At 69.0% G+C, this 18708-nt stretch carries 18 protein-coding genes and 1 tRNA gene; 16 read left to right on the forward strand and 3 right to left on the reverse strand.

Annotated features, from left to right (window positions below; translation table 11 throughout):
- Positions 1 to 92 precede the first annotated feature (92 nt).
- Entirely contained in the window at positions 93 to 1865 is a 1773-nt protein-coding gene (gene leuA, locus VHB92_RS01610) for a 2-isopropylmalate synthase (RefSeq protein WP_325450704.1), read from the forward strand.
- Positions 1866 to 2690, forward strand: a complete 825-nt coding sequence (locus tag VHB92_RS01615; RefSeq protein ID WP_325450706.1) for an aminoglycoside 3'-phosphotransferase — start codon at positions 1866 to 1868, stop codon at positions 2688 to 2690.
- Between the two features lie 16 nt (positions 2691 to 2706).
- On the opposite strand, the gene VHB92_RS01620 is transcribed toward VHB92_RS01615, so the two are convergent.
- On the reverse strand, positions 2707 to 3396 hold the full coding sequence (locus VHB92_RS01620) for a trimeric intracellular cation channel family protein (RefSeq protein WP_325450708.1): 690 nt from the start codon (positions 3394 to 3396) through the stop codon (positions 2707 to 2709).
- 71 nt (positions 3397 to 3467) lie between these two features.
- Between VHB92_RS01620 and recO the strand changes: the two genes are divergently transcribed.
- Genes recO through VHB92_RS01635 form a run of 3 tightly spaced genes read left to right on the forward strand, consistent with a single transcriptional unit; the run spans position 3468 to position 5736 of the window.
- A complete protein-coding gene (recO, locus tag VHB92_RS01625; protein ID WP_325450710.1) occupies positions 3468 to 4208 on the forward strand; it encodes a DNA repair protein RecO in 741 nt (246 codons plus the stop codon).
- A complete protein-coding gene (locus tag VHB92_RS01630) occupies positions 4205 to 5017 on the forward strand; it encodes an isoprenyl transferase (RefSeq protein WP_325450712.1) in 813 nt (270 codons plus the stop codon). The genes recO and VHB92_RS01630 overlap by 4 nt, the downstream gene beginning before the upstream one ends.
- Positions 5018 to 5046: 29 nt before the next feature.
- On the forward strand, positions 5047 to 5736 hold the full coding sequence (locus VHB92_RS01635; RefSeq protein WP_325450714.1) for a DsbA family oxidoreductase: 690 nt from the start codon (positions 5047 to 5049) through the stop codon (positions 5734 to 5736).
- Positions 5737 to 5850: 114 nt separating this feature from the next.
- Here VHB92_RS01635 and VHB92_RS01640 read toward each other — a convergent pair whose 3' ends face one another.
- A complete protein-coding gene (locus tag VHB92_RS01640) occupies positions 5851 to 6321 on the reverse strand; it encodes a YbaK/EbsC family protein (protein ID WP_325450716.1) in 471 nt (156 codons plus the stop codon).
- Positions 6322 to 6384: 63 nt separating this feature from the next.
- On the opposite strand from VHB92_RS01640, the gene dusB reads away from it, so the two are divergent.
- From dusB to VHB92_RS01685, 9 genes are all read left to right on the forward strand, one after another.
- The gene (gene dusB, locus VHB92_RS01645; RefSeq protein ID WP_325450718.1) at positions 6385 to 7602 is read left to right on the forward strand and encodes a tRNA dihydrouridine synthase DusB; all 1218 of its coding nucleotides are present in this window, start codon (positions 6385 to 6387) and stop codon (positions 7600 to 7602) included.
- Between the two features lie 13 nt (positions 7603 to 7615).
- Entirely contained in the window at positions 7616 to 8917 is a 1302-nt protein-coding gene (locus VHB92_RS01650; protein ID WP_325450781.1) for a deoxyguanosinetriphosphate triphosphohydrolase, read from the forward strand.
- A 103-nt stretch (positions 8918 to 9020) separates the two neighbouring features.
- On the forward strand, positions 9021 to 10967 hold the full coding sequence (dnaG, locus tag VHB92_RS01655) for a DNA primase (RefSeq protein WP_325450720.1): 1947 nt from the start codon (positions 9021 to 9023) through the stop codon (positions 10965 to 10967).
- A 101-nt stretch (positions 10968 to 11068) separates the two neighbouring features.
- On the forward strand, positions 11069 to 11884 hold the full coding sequence (locus VHB92_RS01660; protein ID WP_325450723.1) for a dipeptide/oligopeptide/nickel ABC transporter ATP-binding protein: 816 nt from the start codon (positions 11069 to 11071) through the stop codon (positions 11882 to 11884).
- A gap of 88 nt (positions 11885 to 11972) precedes the next feature.
- Positions 11973 to 12045: transfer RNA gene (locus tag VHB92_RS01665), tRNA-Asn, on the forward strand.
- Between the two features lie 185 nt (positions 12046 to 12230).
- Positions 12231 to 13097 (forward strand): sulfurtransferase, encoded by an 867-nt coding sequence (locus VHB92_RS01670; protein WP_325450725.1) that lies wholly within the window; start codon positions 12231 to 12233, stop codon positions 13095 to 13097.
- Positions 13098 to 13231: 134 nt separating this feature from the next.
- Positions 13232 to 14521 carry a sensor histidine kinase gene (locus VHB92_RS01675; RefSeq protein WP_325450727.1) on the forward strand — a complete coding sequence of 430 codons (1290 nt, stop codon included), beginning with the start codon at positions 13232 to 13234 and terminating at the stop codon, positions 14519 to 14521.
- The gene (locus VHB92_RS01680) at positions 14518 to 15180 is read left to right on the forward strand and encodes a response regulator transcription factor (RefSeq protein WP_325450728.1); all 663 of its coding nucleotides are present in this window, start codon (positions 14518 to 14520) and stop codon (positions 15178 to 15180) included. Before VHB92_RS01675 ends, VHB92_RS01680 begins: the two co-directional genes overlap by 4 nt.
- 151 nt (positions 15181 to 15331) lie before the next feature.
- Positions 15332 to 15679, forward strand: a complete 348-nt coding sequence (locus VHB92_RS01685; protein ID WP_325450729.1) for a hypothetical protein — start codon at positions 15332 to 15334, stop codon at positions 15677 to 15679.
- A gap of 106 nt (positions 15680 to 15785) precedes the next feature.
- On the opposite strand, the gene def is transcribed toward VHB92_RS01685, so the two are convergent.
- On the reverse strand, positions 15786 to 16352 hold the full coding sequence (gene def, locus VHB92_RS01690) for a peptide deformylase (RefSeq protein ID WP_325450731.1): 567 nt from the start codon (positions 16350 to 16352) through the stop codon (positions 15786 to 15788).
- Positions 16353 to 16393: 41 nt separating this feature from the next.
- On the opposite strand from def, the gene VHB92_RS01695 reads away from it, so the two are divergent.
- Together VHB92_RS01695 and VHB92_RS01700 are read left to right on the forward strand one after the other, a co-directional pair.
- Positions 16394 to 17350, forward strand: coding sequence for a DMT family transporter (locus VHB92_RS01695; RefSeq protein WP_325450733.1), 957 nt, complete (start codon positions 16394 to 16396; stop codon positions 17348 to 17350).
- A 99-nt stretch (positions 17351 to 17449) separates the two neighbouring features.
- Positions 17450 to 18706, forward strand: coding sequence for a glycosyltransferase (locus VHB92_RS01700; RefSeq protein WP_325450735.1), 1257 nt, complete (start codon positions 17450 to 17452; stop codon positions 18704 to 18706).
- Positions 18707 to 18708 lie beyond the last annotated feature (2 nt).

Consider the following 18708-nt stretch of genomic DNA (forward strand, 5'->3'; position numbering starts at 1 on the left):
AGCTGCCGCGACGAGGCCTAGTCTCTCGGCCTCCCTCGTCGCGGAGTTCGTTGTCGGCTGACAAGATTCGCGAGATCGAGAAGAAGAGAATCATGCAGAACACCCAGCAGCCGTCTGCGATGCCGATCCACAAATATCGGCCGTACCACGAGCAGATCAAAGTCGAGCTCCCCGACCGCACGTGGCCGGATGCCCGCATCGCCAAAGCGCCCCGGTGGTGCGCCGTCGACCTGCGCGACGGCAATCAGGCGCTGATCGACCCGATGAGCCCCGAGCGCAAGCGCATCATGTTCGACCTGCTCGTGCGCATGGGCTACAAGGAGATCGAGGTCGGCTTTCCCAGCGCGAGCCAGACGGACTTCGACTTCGTCCGCAGCCTCATCGAGACCGGCGCGATCCCCGACGACGTCACGATCCAGGTGCTGACGCAGGCGCGCGATCACCTGATCGAGCGCACGTACGAGGCGATCCGCGGCGCGAAGCAGGCGATCGTGCACCTCTACAACTCCACGAGCGTGCTGCAGCGTGCCGTCGTGTTCCGCACCGACCAGCAGGGCATCATCGACATCGCCCTGCACGGCGCGCGCAAGTGCAAGGAGCTCGAGGCCACGGTTCCCGGCACCACCATCTACTACGAGTACTCGCCGGAGAGTTACACCGGCACCGAGCTCGAGTTCGCCGCCGAGATCTGCAACCAGGTGCTCGAGGTGTTCGAGCCGACGCCGGAGCGCAAGGTCATCATCAATCTGCCGTCCACTGTCGAGATGGCCAGCCCGAACGTCTACGCGGACTCCATCGAATGGATGTCGCGTCACCTGAATCACCGCGAGAACGTCATCCTGTCGCTGCACCCGCATAACGACCGTGGCACGGCGATCGCGTCGGCCGAGCTCGGCTACATGGCCGGTGCCGACCGCATCGAGGGATGCCTGTTCGGCAACGGTGAGCGCACCGGCAACGTGGACCTGGTGGCGCTCGGCATCAACCTGTTCACGCAGGGCATCGACCCGCAGATCGACTTCAGCGACATCGACGAGGTGAAGCGCACCGCCGAGTACTGCAACCAGCTGCCGGTGCACGAGCGCAGTCCGTGGGCGGGCGACCTGGTGTTCACGGCGTTCAGCGGATCGCATCAGGACGCCATCAAGAAGGGTTTCGAGGCCATGGCGGCGCGCGCCGACGAGCAGGGCGTCGACGTCGACGAGCTCGTGTGGGCCGTTCCGTATCTGCCGGTGGATCCCAAGGATCTGGGCAGGAGCTACGAGGCCGTCATCCGGGTCAACTCGCAGTCCGGCAAGGGCGGCGTCGCCTACCTGCTCAAGTCCGACCACTCGCTCGACCTGCCGCGCAAACTGCAGATCGAGTTCTCGGGTGTCGTCCAGGCCAAGACGGATGCCGAGGGCGGCGAGGTCACGAGCGACCAGCTCTGGAGCATCTTCAGCGACGAATACCTGCCGAGCGCCGACGAGAGCGAGAAGTGGGGACGCTTCGAGGTGCAGTCGACGGCCACATCGAAAGACGAGTCGGGAACGGTGTCGCTTCGCGTGAAGCTGCGCGACGGCGACGACGTCGAGTGGACGGAGGCGAGCGGGAACGGACCGATCAACGCGTTCCTCACGCTGCTCGCCGACCGCGGCATCGAGGTGGCCCTCTACGACTATGTGGAGCACACCATGTCGGAGGGCGGCGACGCGCAGGCCGCGTCGTACGTCGAGCTCCAGGTGGGCGACCGCAGGCTGTGGGGCGTCGGGATCGACGCCGACACGGTGGCGGCATCCCTCAAAGCCGTGGTGTCCGCCGTGAACCGCGCGGTGCGCATCGGCGGGGTGGGCGAACTGGGCGAGCGCCAGCTCACCACCGTCTGAGTGACGGTCTCCGGTTCTTCCGGCATCGGCGCACCCGACACCGGGTCGCCGGCCGGGACGCACGGCGTTCGTGTCTTCTCCGGACGACCCGAAGCGTCGTTCGCCGTCCCCGAGCCGCTCAGAAGGCGACTCGGGGACGGCATCGAATCGGTGGTGTGGGTCAACGAGATCGGCGGCGTGACCGTGAGCGGGAGCCTCGGCCGAGAGCCCGTGTTCGCGAAGTGGGCTCCGCCGGGGAGCGAGCTGGATCTCGCCGCCGAGGTCGAGCGGCTGGCATGGGCGGGCCGATACATCCGGGTACCCGAAGTGGTGGAGTACAGCTCCGGGGAGGACGGCGACGTGCTCGTCACGCGGGCCATTGCCGGTGCCAACGCCGTGACGCAGAGGTGGCTGGCGGAACCGCGCCAGGCGGTGATCGCCCTCGGAGAGGGACTCCGGTCGCTTCACGAGTCGCTGCCCGTGGCGAGCTGCCCGTTCGAGTGGACCGTGAAGGCGCGCGTCGCGCGGAGCCGCGCTGAGGGCATCCGGGAACGCATCGACCTGCTCGACCGGCTGCCGCCCGCGCCCTCCGTCGACTCCCTCGTCGTGTGCCACGGCGACGCGTGCGCGCCGAACACCCTGCTGACCGACGAAGGAACGGTGGCGGGATACGTCGATGTCGGGCGGCTCGGCATCGGCGACAGGTGGGGCGACATCGCCGTCGGAGCATGGAGCACCGAGTGGAACTACGGCGAGGGATACACCGGCCTGTACTACGAGGCGTACGGGGTCGAGCCGGACGAGGAGCACATCCGCTTCTACCGGTCGTTGTGGGACGCCACCTGAGCGGTGCGCGAGGCGCTCAGTCGCGTCGCACGATGGGCACCGCGGCCGTCTCCGCCGCCACCTTGCGCCGGTAGAGCATGCGCTGCTCGGGCAGCGACAGGTCGAAGACGACGGCCAGGATGCGGATGACGGCCGTGAGGGCGAATCCCGCGATGCCGGAGACGAACAGGTCGACGCCGAATGCGTGGAGCACGACGAGGAGCACGCATCCGGCCGCCGCGGCCACCGCATAGAGCGAGCCGACGTGCATGATCGCCACGGGCAGGCCCATGATCATGTCACGCAGCACGCCGCCTCCGACGGCGGCGAACACGCCGACGAAGACCGCAGGCACGACGGGAACGCCCAGTCCGAGCGCCTTCGCCGTGCCGAACGCGCCGAACATGCCGATCACGAGGGCGTCGAGCACCACGATCAGGGAGTTGAGCCTGTGCAGAGGTCCGGCGAGCAGCATGCCGAGCAGGGATGCCGCGATCACGGTGATCAGGTACCAGTTGTTGGAGAGCATGCTCGGCCGCACCACGAGCAGCAGGTCTCTGATGAGCCCGCCGCCCAGACCCACGACGGTGCCGATGATGGCGACGCCCAACAGGTCGAGCCGGCGCTGACCCCTGAACCCCGAGGCGAAGAGCGCTCCCTGCACGCCGCCGAGCGCCACCGCGGTCAGGTCGGCCCAAAGAGGAATGGTGAAGACGGGCTCGGTCACGCTTCCATTCTTCTGCGCTGTGCGCTCCGTGGTGCACCGGCGGTGACCAGCCTCACCGCGATAATGGAGCGGTGCCCACCTATCGTGATGAAGCAGTCGTGCTGCGCACCCACAAGCTGGGCGAAGCCGACCGCATCGTGACGCTGCTCACGAGAGGCCACGGCAAGGTGCGGGCCGTCGCCAAAGGTGTCCGGCGCACGGCGTCGAAGTTCGGCGCACGGCTGGAGCCGTTCATGGTCGCGGATGTGCAGCTCTACGAGGGCCGCAGCCTCGACATCGTGAACCAGGCCGAGTCGCTCGGCGCCTATGGTGCAGAGATCGCAGGTGACTACGCGAGCTTCACGGCGGCGAACGCCATGGTCGAGACGGCCGATCGGCTGACGGAGTCGGAAGGGGCGTCGCAGCAGTACCTGCTGCTGGTCGGCGCGCTGCGATCGCTCTCCCGGCACGAGCACGATGCCTCGCTCACGCTCGACTCCTACCTGCTGCGCGCGCTCTCGCTCGCAGGCTGGGCGCCGAGCTTCGACGCGTGCGCGCGGTGCGGACGACCGGGCGAGCACACGAGCGTCGTGGTGCAGCTGGGCGGCGTGGTGTGCGACGACTGCGCCCCGAGCGGCGCACCGCGTGTCGGGCGCGTCGTCATCGACCTGCTCGCGGCGCTCGTCAAGGGCGACTGGGCGGCCGCCGAGACGACCGACCAGGGAACGAGGGCCAAAGCGAGCGGCATCGTCTCCGCCTACACGCAGTGGCACCTGGAGCGCGGACTCCGTTCTCTGCCCTACGTGTCCCGAGCAGCGGGGGAGTCGGCATGAGCCCGAAGCCGTACACGCACAAGGATGCCGTCGCGTACCGTCCGGTCGACTGGACAGGGCTCTATCCACCGCGGCTGCCGGCATCCGCCGTGCCCGACCACGTCGCGCTGGTCATGGACGGCAACGGCCGGTGGGCCAACCGGCGAGGGCTGACGCGCATCGAAGGCCACAGAGCAGGCGAGGCGTCGCTTCTCGACGTGGTGGCCGGCGCCATCCAGGTCGGCATCAAGCACCTGAGCGTGTACGCGTTCTCCACCGAGAACTGGCGCCGCTCGCCCGACGAGGTCCGATTCCTCATGGGCTTCAACCGCGACGTGCTGCACCGCAGACGCGACCAGCTCAACGAGTGGGGCGTTCGGGTGAGGTGGGCAGGGCGGCGCCCGCGCCTGTGGGCATCCGTGATCAAGGAGCTCCAGTTCGCCGAGCGACTCACTGCGGGCAACGACGTGCTCACGTTGACGATGTGCGTCAACTACGGCGGACGCACGGAGCTCGCCGACGCCGTTCGCGACATCGCGTCCGAGGTGGCAGCAGGCAGGATGCGCCCCTCGGCGATCAGCGAGAATACGATCCAGCGGCACCTGTACGTGCCCGATCTGCCCGACGTCGATCTCTTCGTGCGCAGCTCGGGGGAGCAGCGCACCAGCAACTTCATGCTCTGGCAGAGCGCGTACGCCGAGATGGTCTTCCTCGACACGCTGTGGCCCGACTTCTCGCGCACCGACCTGTGGCAGGCGATCGAGACGTACGCGGCACGCAACCGGCGCTTCGGCGGTGCCGTGGATGCGCCGACGGCCGACTCGGAATAGCGCCGAACGCTGTGCCGTTGCACCCAGGCGTGACTGATCCGATCAAGGTTGACATCTGGTCCGACGTGGCGTGCCCGTGGTGCTACATCGGAAAGCGCAAGTTCGAGGCGGGATCCGGCCTCTTCGCCGGAGCAGGCGACGGTCGAGGCGTCGAGGTCGAATACCACTCCTTCGAGCTCTCACCCGACACTCCCGTGGACTTCGAGGGGATCGAGTCGGACTACCTCGCGCAGCACAAGGGCATCAGCCAGGAGCAGGCTTCCGAGATGCTGGCCCGCGTCGGCGGCATCGCCAAGCAGGTGGGCCTCGACTACGACTTCTCCGCGATGCATCACACGAACACGGTCAAGGCGCACGAGCTCATCCACTATGCGAAGGCGCACGGCAAGCAGTCCGAGATGAAGGAACGGCTCCTCAAGGCGTACTTCGTCGAAGGCGGCCACGTCGGCCGCATCGACGATCTTGCGGAGTACGCCGCCCAGATCGGCCTGGACCGCGAGGACGCGCGCGCCGCGCTCGAGCGCAGCGACTACCTCGCGGCGGTGCGGGAAGACCAGGCCGTCGCGCAGGAGTACGGCATCGGCGGCGTCCCATTCTTCGTGATCGACGGCAAGTACGGCGTCTCAGGCGCACAGGAAGCCGCCACGTTCGCTCAGGTGCTCGAACAGGTGTGGCACGAACGCGACGAGTCCGCCGAGCCGGAGGAGGCGACGGCGTGAGCGGCCTCATACCCCTCGGCGACGCGAACGCCCTCGTCTGCGACGGCGACGTCTGCGTTCTCCCAGCAGCATCGCCCGCGGCTGACCCGGGAACCGCCGACGAGGCCGAGCAGGTCACTCCGGCTCGGTGATGTCGGCGACCGTCGCGTCGAAGCCCTTGATCAGCGCGTCCGCGTCGACGAACGCGCTGTAGCCGTGCGCGCCTGCGCCCATCGCCACCGTGCGGCCGACGATGCTGGAGTCCGCGAAGACCGGCCACGCCGTGGTCGAGCCGAACGGCGTGATGGTGCCGCGTTCGTATCCCGTGGCCTCCAGCGCGAGGTCGGCATCGGGCAGTGAGAGCTTGTTCGCCCCGACGAGGGAGCGCAGCTTCGCCCACGAGATCTTGCGTCCACCGGGAACGAGGGCGAACAGGTAGTCGCCGCTGTGCCGCTTGACGACGAGCGTCTTCACGATGTCGCCCGGCTGGATGCCGAGCAGTGCTGCCGCCTCGTGCAGAGAGCCGGCCGCCGGCCGCTCGACGATGCGGACGTCCACGCCGCGGGAGGCGGCATCCTGCAGCACTCGATCTCGTCCGTCCGCCATCGCTGTCCACCGCTCCTCTCGCTCGCCTGTTCTTTCAGGCGCAATCTGGGAGAATCATGAACGATGTCTCCCTCCGCAACCCTAAGCGCCGCGCCGCCTGAGCACGGGTCCCGCACCGACGGCCGGCTGGCCATCGGGCCGCTGTCACTCGACGTTCCGGTCGTGCTCGCCCCCATGGCGGGCATCACGAACACGGCGTTCCGGCGCCTGTGCCGCGAGTTCGGCGCCGGTCTCTACGTCAGCGAGATGATCACGTCGCGCGCGCTCGTGGAGCGCACGCCGGAGTCGATGCGGCTCATCAGGCACCACGAGAGCGAGACGCCGCGTTCCATCCAGCTCTACGGCGTCGATCCGACGACGGTGCGCGAGGCCGTCACCATGCTCGTCGCCGAGGACCGCGCGGATCACATCGACCTGAACTTCGGATGCCCGGTTCCCAAGGTCACGCGCAAGGGCGGCGGTGCCGCGCTGCCGTGGAAGGTCGACCTCTTCCGCGACATCGTGACCAGCGCCGTGCAGGCATCCGGTGAGCTGCCGCTGACCATCAAGATGCGCAAGGGCATCGACGCCGACCACCTCACGTACCTCGAGGCGGGCCGCATCGCCGAGGACGCCGGTGTCTCCTCGATCGCGCTTCACGCGCGAACGGCGAGCGAGTTCTACTCCGGCCATTCGGACTGGTCGGCGATCGCGAAGCTGAAAGAGACGGTGACGAGCGTTCCGGTGCTCGGCAACGGCGACATCTGGACGGCACAGGACGCCGTGGCGATGGTCGAGCAGACGGGCTGCGACGGTGTCGTCGTCGGTCGCGGCTGCCTGGGGCGTCCCTGGCTGTTCGGCGACCTGGCCGCCGCGTTCCGCGCACGTTCCGGGCAGCTCAGCGCCGAGGAGGCGTCCGCCGCCACCGCGCATCCCGATCTCGGCGAGGTGATGGCCGCATTCCGCAGGCATGCCGAGCTGCTCGTGGAGTTCTTCGAGAGCGAGGAGCGCGGATGCCGCGACATCCGCAAGCATGTCGCGTGGTACTTCAAGGGCTACCCGGTCGGCGGCGAGCTGCGCGCGAGGCTCGCCACCGTCGAGTCGCTGCAGCAGCTGGACGATCTGCTCGGCACGCTCGACCCCACGCTGCCGTACCCGGGCGAAGACGCGGAGGGTCCGCGCGGGCGGGCGGGAACGCCCAAGGTCCCTGCGCTGCCCGACCGATGGCTCGAGTCCCGGTCCATCGCGGCCGACCAGCACGCGCAGCTCGCCGAGGCTGAGGTGAACACGAGTGGCGGCTGATCCCGGCACCACCATGGAGGCCGACGCGGGTGCGGCGCACCACAACCGTTCGTCGGAGCAGGCGGGCTACACCGCCTTCGACCGCGAGCGCTGGCTCGCCGAGGAGCACTCGACGCGGCGCAGCGACTTCGCCCGAGACCGCGCGCGGCTGCTGCATTCCAGCGCGCTGCGCAGGCTCGCCGCGAAGACGCAGGTGCTCAGCCCGACGGCGGGCCTGGACTTCGCGCGCAACCGGCTCACGCACTCGCTCGAGGTGGCGCAGGTGGGCCGCGAGCTGGCATCCAGCCTGGGGCTCGACCCCGACGTCGTGGACACGGCGTGCCTCGCGCACGACATCGGGCATCCGCCGTTCGGGCACAACGGGGAACGCGCGCTGTCCGAATGGGCTGCAGACATCGGAGGGTTCGAAGGCAACGCGCAGACGCTGCGCCTGCTCACGAGGCTCGAGCCCAAGGTGTTCGGCTCGGATGGTCGGCCGTACGGGCTGAATCTCACGCGCGCCAGCCTCGACGCGAGCTGCAAGTATCCATGGCCGGCGTCATCCTCCGTCGCCGACCCCAGCGGTCGCGCCAAGTTCGGCTTCTACGCCGACGACGAGCCGGTCTTCCACTGGCTGCGGCAGGGCGCACCGGACCGCGTGCGCTGCATCGAGGCGCAGGTGATGGACCTCTCCGACGACATCGCGTACTCCGTGCACGACTTCGAGGACGCCGTGGTGAACGGATACATCGACGTCGCGGCGCTCGGCCGCCGGGTCGACCACGACGCGCTCGTCGGTTCGATGTACGAGTGGATCGGCGGCGAGGTCGGCCACGACGAGCTCATCGAGGCGTTCGACCGGCTGGACAGCCTGGATGTCTGGCTCGACGACTGGGACGGCTCCCGCAGAGCCCAGGGGCGGCTGAAGAATCTCACGAGCCAGCTGATCGGCCGGTTCGCGGTGTCGTCGGCGCGTGCCACCAGGGAGGCGTATCCGCAGACGAGCCTCATCCGGTTCGGTGCGGAAGTCGTCGTGCCGCGCGGCATCCAGGCCGAGATCGCCGTGCTCAAGGGCATCGTGGCGACGTTCGTGATGTCACGGAACACGAGGCAGCCCATCTACGCCAGGCAGCGGACGATGCTGTCGGAGCTTGCCGACGTGCTGCTGTCGACGGGCGAGCAGAACCTCGACCCCGGCTTCGCTGAGGACTGGCGGCAGGCGTCGGACGACGCTGAGCGTAAGCGTGCGGTGGTGGATCAGGTGGCGAGCCTCACCGACCAGTCGGCCATCGCCTGGTTCGAGCGCCTACGCCACGCGCCGCACGCCGCAGACTGAGCTGCCGCTTCCGGGGCGCAGACCCTGCGTCCACAGGCGCTTCCGACCCCCACGGGAGCGAGCTCGCGGCCGGTGGCGCGGCATCGCCCCTAGAATCAACGCCATGGCGGGCCGCATTCGACAGAGCGATGTCGAAGAGGTCAAGGCCCGCACGAACATCGCCGACATCGTCGGCGACTACGTTGCGCTGAAGTCCGCGGGCGTCGGGTCGCTGAAGGGCCTGTGCCCGTTCCACGACGAGCGGAGTCCGAGCTTCCACGTGCGGCCTCAGGTGGGGTTCTATCACTGCTTCGGCTGCGGCGAGAGCGGCGACGTCTACAGCTTCCTGCAGAAGATGGACCACGTCACGTTCGCCGAAGCGGTCGAACGGCTGGCTGCGCGCATCGGGTTCAGTCTGCACTACGAAGACGGCGGGCCCGCTGCGGCCGAGGTCGGCAACCGGGCACGGCTCATCGCCGCGAACGCGGCGGCCGAGGAGTTCTTCCGTGAGCGGCTCGGCGCCCCCGAGGCGGAGGCAGCCAGACGCTTCCTCGGCGAGCGCGGCTTCGACCCGGCCGCCGCCGAACGATTCGGCGTGGGGTTCGCGCCCAACTCGTGGGATGCCCTCGGTGCGCACCTGCGCGGCCGCGGTTTCAGCGCCGAGGAGCTTGCGGCATCCGGACTCGTCTCCACGGGCGAGCGCGGCAGCGCCTATGACAGGTTCAGGGGGCGCGTGATCTGGCCGATCCGCGATGTGACCGGCCAGACGGTTGGCTTCGGCGCCAGGCGGCTGTTCGACGACGACAAGGGTCCCAAGTATCTGAACACGCCGGAGACGGCGATCTACCACAAGGCTCAGGTGCTCTATGGCCTCGATCTCGCCAAACGCGAGATCGGGCGCTCGCATCGCGTGGTTGTCGTCGAGGGATACACCGACGTGATGGCGTGTCACCTGGCGGGAGTCGATACAGCCGTCGCCACGTGCGGAACCTCGTTCGGCGTCGACCACATCAAGGTGCTGCGCCGCGTGCTGGGCGACGACAACGGCCTCGGCGAAGTCGTCTTCACGTTCGATCCCGACGAGGCGGGCCAGAAGGCGGCGTTGCGCGCGTTCGGCGAGGAGCGGCGCTTCGCCGCGCAGACGTACGTCGCGGTCGGCCCGGAGGGTCTCGACCCGTGTGATCTCAGGCTGGCGCAGGGTGACGCGGCCGTTCGGCGCATGGTGGACACGAAGCGCCCCATGTTCGATTTCGTGATCCGGCAGGCGCTCGGCAAGTACGACCTGGAGACGGTCGAGGGGCGGGTCGCAGCACTGCGCGAGTGCGCGCCGATCGTGGCGGGCATCCGGGATGCCGCGCTTCGCCCCGGCTACACCAGGCAGCTGGCGCGCATGCTCGGCGCGGAACTGGGTGAGGTGCAGTCGGCCGTGCAGGCGGCGCTGCGGCATCCTGCAGCTCAGGGAGGACCCGGTCAGGCACGGGGCGAGACGGGGGGCCGTGACCGGCCCGGCCAGCAAGGAGTCGGCCAGCAGAGACCCGGCCAGCAGGGAGCCGGCCAGAGGCGCGCGGAGCAGGAACACGAGGCTCCGCGGGCTCCGGAGGTGAGCCTGTCGAGCATCGGCTCCGATCCTGCCACCCGGCTGGAGCGAGAGGCCCTGATGGCTGTGCTGCAGTACCCGCAGCATGTCGGCCACGAGCGCGCCGTTGCGGTGTCGCATGCCGGCTTCTCCAACGCATCGCTCGCCGTGGTCCGCGACGCGGTAGCGGCCAACGTCGATTCGTACGCGGCGCCCGGATGGCTGGAGCGCGTGGTGAACGACGTGCCGGCCCCGTTCCGGGCGCTGACGCTTCAGCTGAGCGTCGCACCCATCCCGGCACGCGATGAGGCCGGTGCGGCCGTCTTCGCGACCTCCGTGACGGCATCCATGCTCGACCGCGACCTGCTGCGCCGCAAGGCAGACGCGCTCGGCCGCTTGCAGCGCACCGACCAGTCCGACCGCGAGGCGCTGGCCGCCATCCAACGCGAGCTGGTGCAGATCGACGCCGAGCGGGCGCGACTGCGGGGCGAGTGACTTCGAGTCACAGGCCGCTCGGCTCCGGCAGCAGGGTGTCCCGGGCCGCCCTCGCCGGCGCACCCCAATAGGCTGAATGTCATGCTCGCCGGAGTCACCGCATGACCGAACAGACGTACCGTGACCCGATCGTGCTCGACGATCTCTCGGCGGAGTACCCGCCGCACGGCGCTTCGAGCGGATGCGTCGCCCTCCGCGGCATCAGCCTGCGCGTTCGACCCGACGAGGTGCTCGGCATCCTGGGCGAGAGCGGCTCGGGCAAGAGCACGCTTGCCCGCATCATCTCTGCCAGGGCCGACTCCGACGGCGCCGCCGCACCGCGCATCACGGGCGGGGATGCGACCGTGATGGGGCATTCGATCCGCAGGCTGCGTTCGCGCGCAAGGGACGAACTGACGTTCCACGTCGGCTATCTGCGACAGGATGCCGGCGCCCGACTGGATCGCGTGATGACGGTCTCCGACCTGGTCGCCGCGCCCATCTACGAGCGCGACAAGCGGTTCAGCAGGCGTGACGCGGGCCTTCGCGTGGCATCCATGCTCGACTCCGTGCAACTGCCGCTCGGCGTGCTGGACAAGTACCCGTACGAGCTCAGCAGCGGCCAGCGGCAACGAGTGGCCATCGCCCAGGCGCTCGTGCTCGGGCCGAGCGTGCTGGTCGCGGACGAGCCGACGGCGGGCATCGACGTCACGGTTCGAGACGCCGTCGTCGACCTGCTCGCGCAGCTGCACGGAGAGCACGACTTCGCCGCCGTCATCGTCAGCCACGACGCCCGCGTGCTGCGCCATGCGACGGCCACTGTCGCCGTGCTGCAGTCGGGTTCGCTCGTCGGCTACGGCACGATGGAGGACGTTTTCACGGCTCCGACCCACCCTTATGTCGCCCAGCTCGCCGAGGCTCTCAAGCTCAGCGAGTGAGCGCCGCCCGGCGGCACGCGCAGGGGCGCTTCTCGATTTGGTCGTGGCCCCCGCTTTGGTAAAGTAGGGGAGCCCCTTCACGGGGCATTCCTCCATAGCTCAATTGGCAGAGCAGCCGGCTGTTAACCGGCAGGTTCTTGGTTCGAGTCCAAGTGGGGGAGCAGCAGAAGGCTCTCATCACTCCCGATGGGAGCCTTCGTCGTTCCGGCCATCGCGCTCGGGCCGTGCTCCTCGTGCCCAGAGCCTCGAGCCTCGAGCCTCGACCCTCGCGCCCCGTGCCTCGAGCAGCGTGCCGCTGCGTCGTCCCCGCGAACGAAGTCCGGAGTCGATCGGTACCGTTGCCTGCATGTCCGATCGCGACGACATCCTCATCACACCCGACGATCTGGCTGCAGCGCTCGAAGCGGCACACTCCGGCGGCAGGCCGGTGCGCATGCTCGACGTGCGCTGGCGACTGGATCGGCCGGACGGACGCCCGCAGTACAGCGCCGGCCACCTGCCCGGCGCTGTGTACGTCGATCTTGACACGCAGCTGGCCAGGAAGGGCGAACCGCGCGAGGGCAGGCATCCGCTGCCTCCCGTCGAGCAGCTCGAGGCCGACGCGCGTCCGTGGGGCATCGACGACGGGGATCTCGTCGTGGTGTACGACGATCTGGGCAACATGTCGGCGGCTCGGGCATGGTGGCTGCTGCGGCACGGCGGCTTCGAGGGTGTGCGGATGCTCGACGGCGGCCTCCGGGCATGGATCGCCTCAGGCCGTGCGCTCGAGACCGGTGACGTGCACGTGCTCCCGGGCACGGTGTCGCTCGAGTACGGCAGCCTCCCGGTCGTCTCGATGGAGGAGGCGGGCGCGATTCCCGAGCACGGCGTGCTGCTGGATGCTCGCGCGCCCGAGCGATATCGGGGCGAAACGAAGCCGGTAGACCCGCGAGCCGGGCACATACCCGGGGCTCGGAACACGCCCACCTCCGGCAACATCGACGCAGCGGGCAGATTCCTGGCGGTGGATGACCTGAAGGCGCGGTTCCGGGAGGCGGGCGTCACGGGTGACGGGCAGGTCGCCACGTACTGCGGCTCGGGCGTCACCGCCGCGCACAACACGGCCGCGCTGATGCTCGCGGGCTTCTCCGCTGCGCTGTACCCCGGCTCATGGAGCCAGTGGTCTCAGCACGCGGACCGTCCGGCGGAGACAGGGGCGGCGCAAGGGACGTAGGCCGGAGGCGAGGATCCTCAGCTGCATCCCGTCCTCAGCGGCATTCGCGAGGCCGGTCGTCGTACTCCCCGGGGAGTAGCACGCCTCGCCGTCAGGCCGATGGGCGCTCTGAGCGCGCTGGCTAGCATGAGGAGGTGCCATACCCGCCCTGGCTGCGCACCGGGCCAGAACTCTCGCCCGGGCAACGGGCGCGCCGGTCATGGCGGGCGAGGATCTTCGCCGCGGCGCTGAGCGTGTTCGTTCAGCTCCCGGGACTCGCGTTCGCGATCGCCGGACCCTGGCACAGAACGCACACCCTGCCTGACGCGCTCGCGGTGCTGGCCGTCTGCAGCGGGATCGTGGCCGCCGCGCTGCTCCTCGTTCCGTCGAGACGAGTCGCCGTCATCGCCGTCGCTGCTCTAGCGCTCCCGTCGATCGCACTGGCACCAGGGCCCCCGATCGCAGCGCTCCCCGTCGCCTTCGCGGTGGGCAGGGCGATCGTCGCGGGCGACAGCGTGTGGGCGTGGAGCACGCTGGCCGGGATGGGGTCGGCAGGGGTCGTCTGGATCCTGGTGCGAGCAAGAGCCGACGGCGGCATCCGGCTGCTCGCCGCGACCGTCGTGCTCTGCGTTGTGGCGGCAGCGGTCACGGGCGCGAGCACGCGCAGGGAGCGCTTCAGGGCGGCGGCACGCGAGGAGAGATCGCGCCGGCGTTCGGCAGCCGAAGAGGAACGACTGCGCATCGCGCGCGAGCTGCACGACGTGATCGCGCACTCGCTGTCGCAGATCAGCGTGCAGGCCGGCGTGGGCCTGCACCTCTTCGACGACGATCCGGAAAGCGCCAGGCGCAGCCTACAGTCGATCCGCGACACGAGTGCGACGGCATTGGAGGAGGTCCGCGGCGTGCTGGGCATGCTGCGGCAGTCGGACGAGCCCGGCGCCGAGTCGGCCGTTCCCCGTCGTCCGGAACCCAACCTCGCCGCCATTCCGGCCCTCCTGGAGGAGACGCGACAGCTGGGCCTGGAGATCGTGGCGTCAGGCGACATCGCGACGGGAACAGGCACGGGCGGTCGTGCCGTCTCCGTGGCGACACAGAACGCGGCCTACCGCATCGTTCAGGAGTCGCTCACGAACGTGCGACGCCACGCGGCGGCGTCCACCGTCGACGTGGAGGTGACCGCGTCGGACGACGCGGTCGACATCCGGATCGAGAATGCGGCGTCGGCGTACGACGCGGCGGGGCGCGGCCTTGGCGATCGCGCCGAACCGGATGCCGAACAGGGGAGCGCGACGCGGGTGCCGGGACGCGGCATCCTCGGGATGCGCGAACGCGCCGCCGCGCTGGGCGGCACACTTGAGGCTGGTCCCACGCCGAACGGTGGCTTCCGCGTGGTGGCGCGGCTTCCGCTGACACCGTCGGCCGGTACAGGAAGGGGTTGGACATGATCCGCGTCGTGCTCGCCGACGACCAGCAGCTGGTGCGCGCGGGATTCCGCTCGCTCCTCGACCACGAGCCGGACGTCACGGTCGTGGGCGAGGCGTCGACGGGCAGAGAGGCCGTCGAGCTCGTGCGACGGGAGCGTCCCGATGTCGTGCTCATGGACATCCGGATGCCGGACGGCGACGGCCTCTGGGCCACGGCCCAGATCGCCGCCGACGAGGCGCTTGCCGAGGTGCACGTCGTGATCGTGACCACGTTCGAGCTCGACGAGTACGTGTCGGAGGCGATCAGGGCAGGAGCGAGCGGATTCCTCGTGAAAGACACCGATCCGGTGGAGCTCATCCGCTCGGTTCGCGTCGCGGCGGCGGGGGAGGCGCTGCTGTCGCCCGGGGTCACCAAACGCCTGCTCGCGCGCCTCGCGGCGTCCCCTCGTCCGGAAGTCACGGCGTCGGTGCTGGAGCCGCTCACCGAGCGTGAGCGCGAGGTGCTGGCGCTCGTCGCGGAAGGCCTCAGCAACGCCGAGATCGGGCTGCGGCTGTTCATGAGCCCGCTCACCGCGAAGACGCACGTGTCGCGCATCCTCACCAAGCTCAGTGCGCGCGACCGCGTGCATCTCGTCGTGATCGCCTACGAGTCAGGACTGGTGACGCCCGGTCGGTTCTGACGCCGCGCGCGTCAGGAGCACGCGATGCCCTTGCGCTGCTCCAGATGGAGCAGTCGGATTCCTCCCGCCGGCGGACGCGCCGGAGATCGATCAACAAGAACCTGGAATCGGCTCGAACCGAGCCCCTTCATGAGAGAAAGGTTCTCGCATCATGTTCAGTGCACTCATCCTGTCGGCGGGTCAGTCGTCGGCCGGCGTGGCAGCGGCCGCCGCCGCGCACTGGGTCGGGCCATGGGCGGGCGGGTTCTTCCCGTTCTTCTTCATCATCCCGATCTTCTGGATCCTGGTGATCGGCCTGATCGTCTTCCTGGTGACTCATCGCCGCCGGGCGTTCTGGCGCGAACACGGCCCGTACGGGCAGTTCGGTCCGTGGCAGGCGAGCAGCAACGCCGAGGCGACGCTCGCCGAGCGGTTCGCTCAGGGTGACATCGACGAGGTGGAGTACCGCAAGCGCCTCGAAGTGCTCCGCGCCAATCGCCCGGGGCCGATGACCCGATGAACCGATGACCGGATGCCCGCCCGCTGCCGGAGCACCGGTGCGGGCGGGCGCCGGCATCGCCGGCTCTCCGTGCACAGCGCCCCAGAAGCGTCGATGCGAGCTGCGCTCAGTCCTCCAGGTGATCCACGCCGGGCAGCCAGCTCTGTCCGGGCACGCCCCAGCCGCGCTTGCGCTCCACCTTCGCGGCCGTGCGAGCGAAGCCGTCGGTCAGGCGGTCGACGTACAGCAGCCCGTCGAGGTGGTCGTACTCGTGCTGGAAGATCCTCGCCAGCCATCCGTCGGCGCGCACCTCGAACGGCTTCTGGTCGGCATCGACGGCCTGCAGGATGGCACGCGGCGAGCGGCGCAGCGGGAATCGTTCGCCCGGGAACGAGAGGCACCCTTCCGATTCGGTGTCGGCATCCGCTTCGCCGGCCGGAACGGGTGCGATCCAGAGCGTGGGGTTGATCGCTACGCCGCGGTGGCGTACCTCGCTGTCATCCGTCCAGTCGTAGACGAACAGCCTGCGGTCGACTCCGACCTGAGGACCGGCCAGGCCGACGCCTGGAGCGGCCGCCATGGTGTCGAACATGTCGCGCACCAGCTCGTGAAGTCCGGCGTCGAACTCGACGACCTCGGAGGCGGGGGAGTGCAGCACAGGATCGCCACAGATACGGATCGGAAGAACGGCCATTCGACCAGGGTATCGGCGCCGATTGCGGTTAGTGTCGTGGGGTGATCACCGATCTGGCTGCTTCGTCGAGCGACCTCTCGGCACTGCAGCCTCGCCAGTTCATCGGCATCCCGATCGCGTTGCTCGGAGCGGTCTTCCTCTCGCTCGGGGCACAGCTGCAGCACAGAGGCGTCACCAAGGTCGAGACCAACACCGACCACGACGGCCGCGGCGGTCTGAAGGTCAGACAGCTGACGCTGCTGCTCGCGAGGCCGTCATGGGTGCTCGGCACGGTGATGCTCGGCCTCGCGATCGCACTGCAGCTGACCAGCCTTGCGTTCTCCCCGCTGATCGTGGTGCAGCCGCTCGGCGCCGTCTCGCTGGTGATCACGTCGATCGTCAACGCCAGGGTGAGCGGAAACAAGCTGAACAAGCGCTCAATCCTCGCCATCTGCCTGTGCGTCGGCGGTGTCGGCGCATTCGTGCTGATCGCGGCGTTCGCCGCGAGGGAGGTGCCCGTCACCGAGAGCGATCTCATCGAGATCCTGATCGTGCTCGGCGTCGTGCTGGTGCTGTCGGCCATCGCGTTCATCGTCTTCAGGGCGAAGCTGCCTGCTCTCGGATACGTCGTCGGCGCTGGCCTCTTGTACGGCTTCGTCGCGACCCTGGCGAAATCGGTGATCGCGCGCATCGAGCAGCAGGAGTTCGACCTGCTCACGCTGTGGTGCGTTCTCGCACTCCTTGCCGCTGTCGTGCTCGGCGCGTACTTCGTGCAGAACGCGTACGCCTCCGGGCCGCCCGACCTCGTCATCGCCGGGCTCACCGTGATCGACCCGCTCGTCGCGGTCACGATCGGCATCGTCATCCTCAACGAGGCCGCAGGCGCCGAACTGTGGCAGATGCTCGCGTTCGTCGTGCTCGGAGCTGTGGCCATCGTGGGCGTGATCCTGCTGGCGAGGGTGCACCCGGGGGTTCGGGCGTATGACGACGCGGCCGAGACCGAAACGCCCGGCGGCTAGACGCCTGCATAGACTAGGGCCTTGTATTCTCGCCCGGTCTCGGCTCCCGGTGCGACTATCGTGCCGCGCTCCCATCGGCATGAAGAAAAGGATGGCTTCTTGACCCACTCACACGACGCGGAAGCGGAACCACCGCTTACGCCTGCGCCCGTGCGAGCGCCACTGAAGGTCCTCATCGGTGCCGACACCTTCGCGCCCGACGTGAACGGTGCCGCCCGCTTCGCGGAACGCCTCGCCGCCGGCCTCGTCGCCAGGGGACACGAGGTGCATGTCATGGCGCCGTCAGCAGGGCGCAGGCACGGCACCTGGGTGGAGGAGCACGAGGGCCAACGGATGATCATGCACCGCCTGCACAGCTGGCGCTGGCCTCCGCACCCGTGGCTGCGCTTCGCTCTTCCGTGGCGGATCAGGCAGAACAGCGCCAGAGTGCTCGACGAGGTGAAGCCCGACGTCGTGCACTTCCAGTCTCCGGTCATCGTCGGACGCGGGCTCGTGATCGAGGCGCAGAAGCGCGGCATCCGGGTCATCGGCACGAACCACCTGATGCCGGAGAACATGCTCGAGTTCTCGCTGATCCCGAAATGGCTGCAGGACTGGGCGGTCCGCATCGCCTGGAAGTCGGTTCGCCGCACGTTCTCGAGAGCCGAAGCGGTGACCACCCCGACGCATCGCGCGGCGCAGTTCCTCGAGGAGCACACCGGCCTTCGCGGCGTGTACGCGATCTCGTGCGGCATCGACGCACACAAATACACACCGTCGTTCGAGCCGCGAACGGAGAATCGCATCGTCTTCGTGGGCCGGGTCACGGGGGAGAAGCGCATCGATGTGCTCGTGCGTGCCTGCGGACTGCTCCCCGCCGATCTCGACGCCAAGCTCGAGATCGTCGGCGACGGCGACCAGAGCAAGAATCTCGAGCAGCTCGCGAGCCAGCTCGGCATCGCCGACCGGGTGACGTTCACCGGTTACGTGTCCGAGGACGAGCTTCGCGAGGCGTACACGCGCGCAACGGTGCTCGGGATGCCGTCCATCGCCGAACTGCAATCCATCGTGACGATGGAAGCCATGGCATCCGCCTTGCCCGTCGTGGCAGCCAACGCCATGGCGCTGCCGCATCTCGTGCACGACGGCCAGAACGGATACCTGTTCACCCCGGGAGATGCTCAGGATCTCGCCGACAAGCTGGAGAAGATCCTCCGTATGCCGATCGAGGAGCTCACGGCGATGAAGAAGGAGTCGCTGCGCCTCATCGCGGCTCACGACATCCAGCGCACCTTGACCACGTTCGAGTGCCTGTATCGTGGGGAAGCGGTGCCGGACGTCGCCGTCGACGACGTGGCGCCCGCCGCGGCGGACTGATC

The organism is Humibacter sp., assembly GCF_035547335.1.
Lineage (GTDB): Bacteria > Actinomycetota > Actinomycetes > Actinomycetales > Microbacteriaceae > Humibacter.

Excerpts from the sequence above, each read along its gene's own strand:
- leuA (WP_325450704.1), top strand. The coding sequence starts at position 93 with ATGCAGAACACCCAGCAGCCGTCTGCGATGCCGATCCACAAATATCGG.
- VHB92_RS01630 (WP_325450712.1), top strand. The coding sequence starts at position 4,205 with ATGAGCCCGAAGCCGTACACGCACAAGGATGCCGTCGCGTACCGTCCG.
- VHB92_RS01640 (WP_325450716.1), bottom strand. The coding sequence starts at position 6,321 with ATGGCGGACGGACGAGATCGAGTGCTGCAGGATGCCGCCTCCCGCGGC.
- dusB (WP_325450718.1), top strand. The coding sequence starts at position 6,385 with ATGTCTCCCTCCGCAACCCTAAGCGCCGCGCCGCCTGAGCACGGGTCC.
- VHB92_RS01650 (WP_325450781.1), top strand. The coding sequence starts at position 7,616 with ATGGAGGCCGACGCGGGTGCGGCGCACCACAACCGTTCGTCGGAGCAG.
- dnaG (WP_325450720.1), top strand. The coding sequence starts at position 9,021 with ATGGCGGGCCGCATTCGACAGAGCGATGTCGAAGAGGTCAAGGCCCGC.
- VHB92_RS01660 (WP_325450723.1), top strand. The coding sequence starts at position 11,069 with ATGACCGAACAGACGTACCGTGACCCGATCGTGCTCGACGATCTCTCG.
- VHB92_RS01670 (WP_325450725.1), top strand. The coding sequence starts at position 12,231 with ATGTCCGATCGCGACGACATCCTCATCACACCCGACGATCTGGCTGCA.
- VHB92_RS01680 (WP_325450728.1), top strand. The coding sequence starts at position 14,518 with ATGATCCGCGTCGTGCTCGCCGACGACCAGCAGCTGGTGCGCGCGGGA.
- VHB92_RS01685 (WP_325450729.1), top strand. The coding sequence starts at position 15,332 with ATGTTCAGTGCACTCATCCTGTCGGCGGGTCAGTCGTCGGCCGGCGTG.
- def (WP_325450731.1), bottom strand. The coding sequence starts at position 16,352 with ATGGCCGTTCTTCCGATCCGTATCTGTGGCGATCCTGTGCTGCACTCC.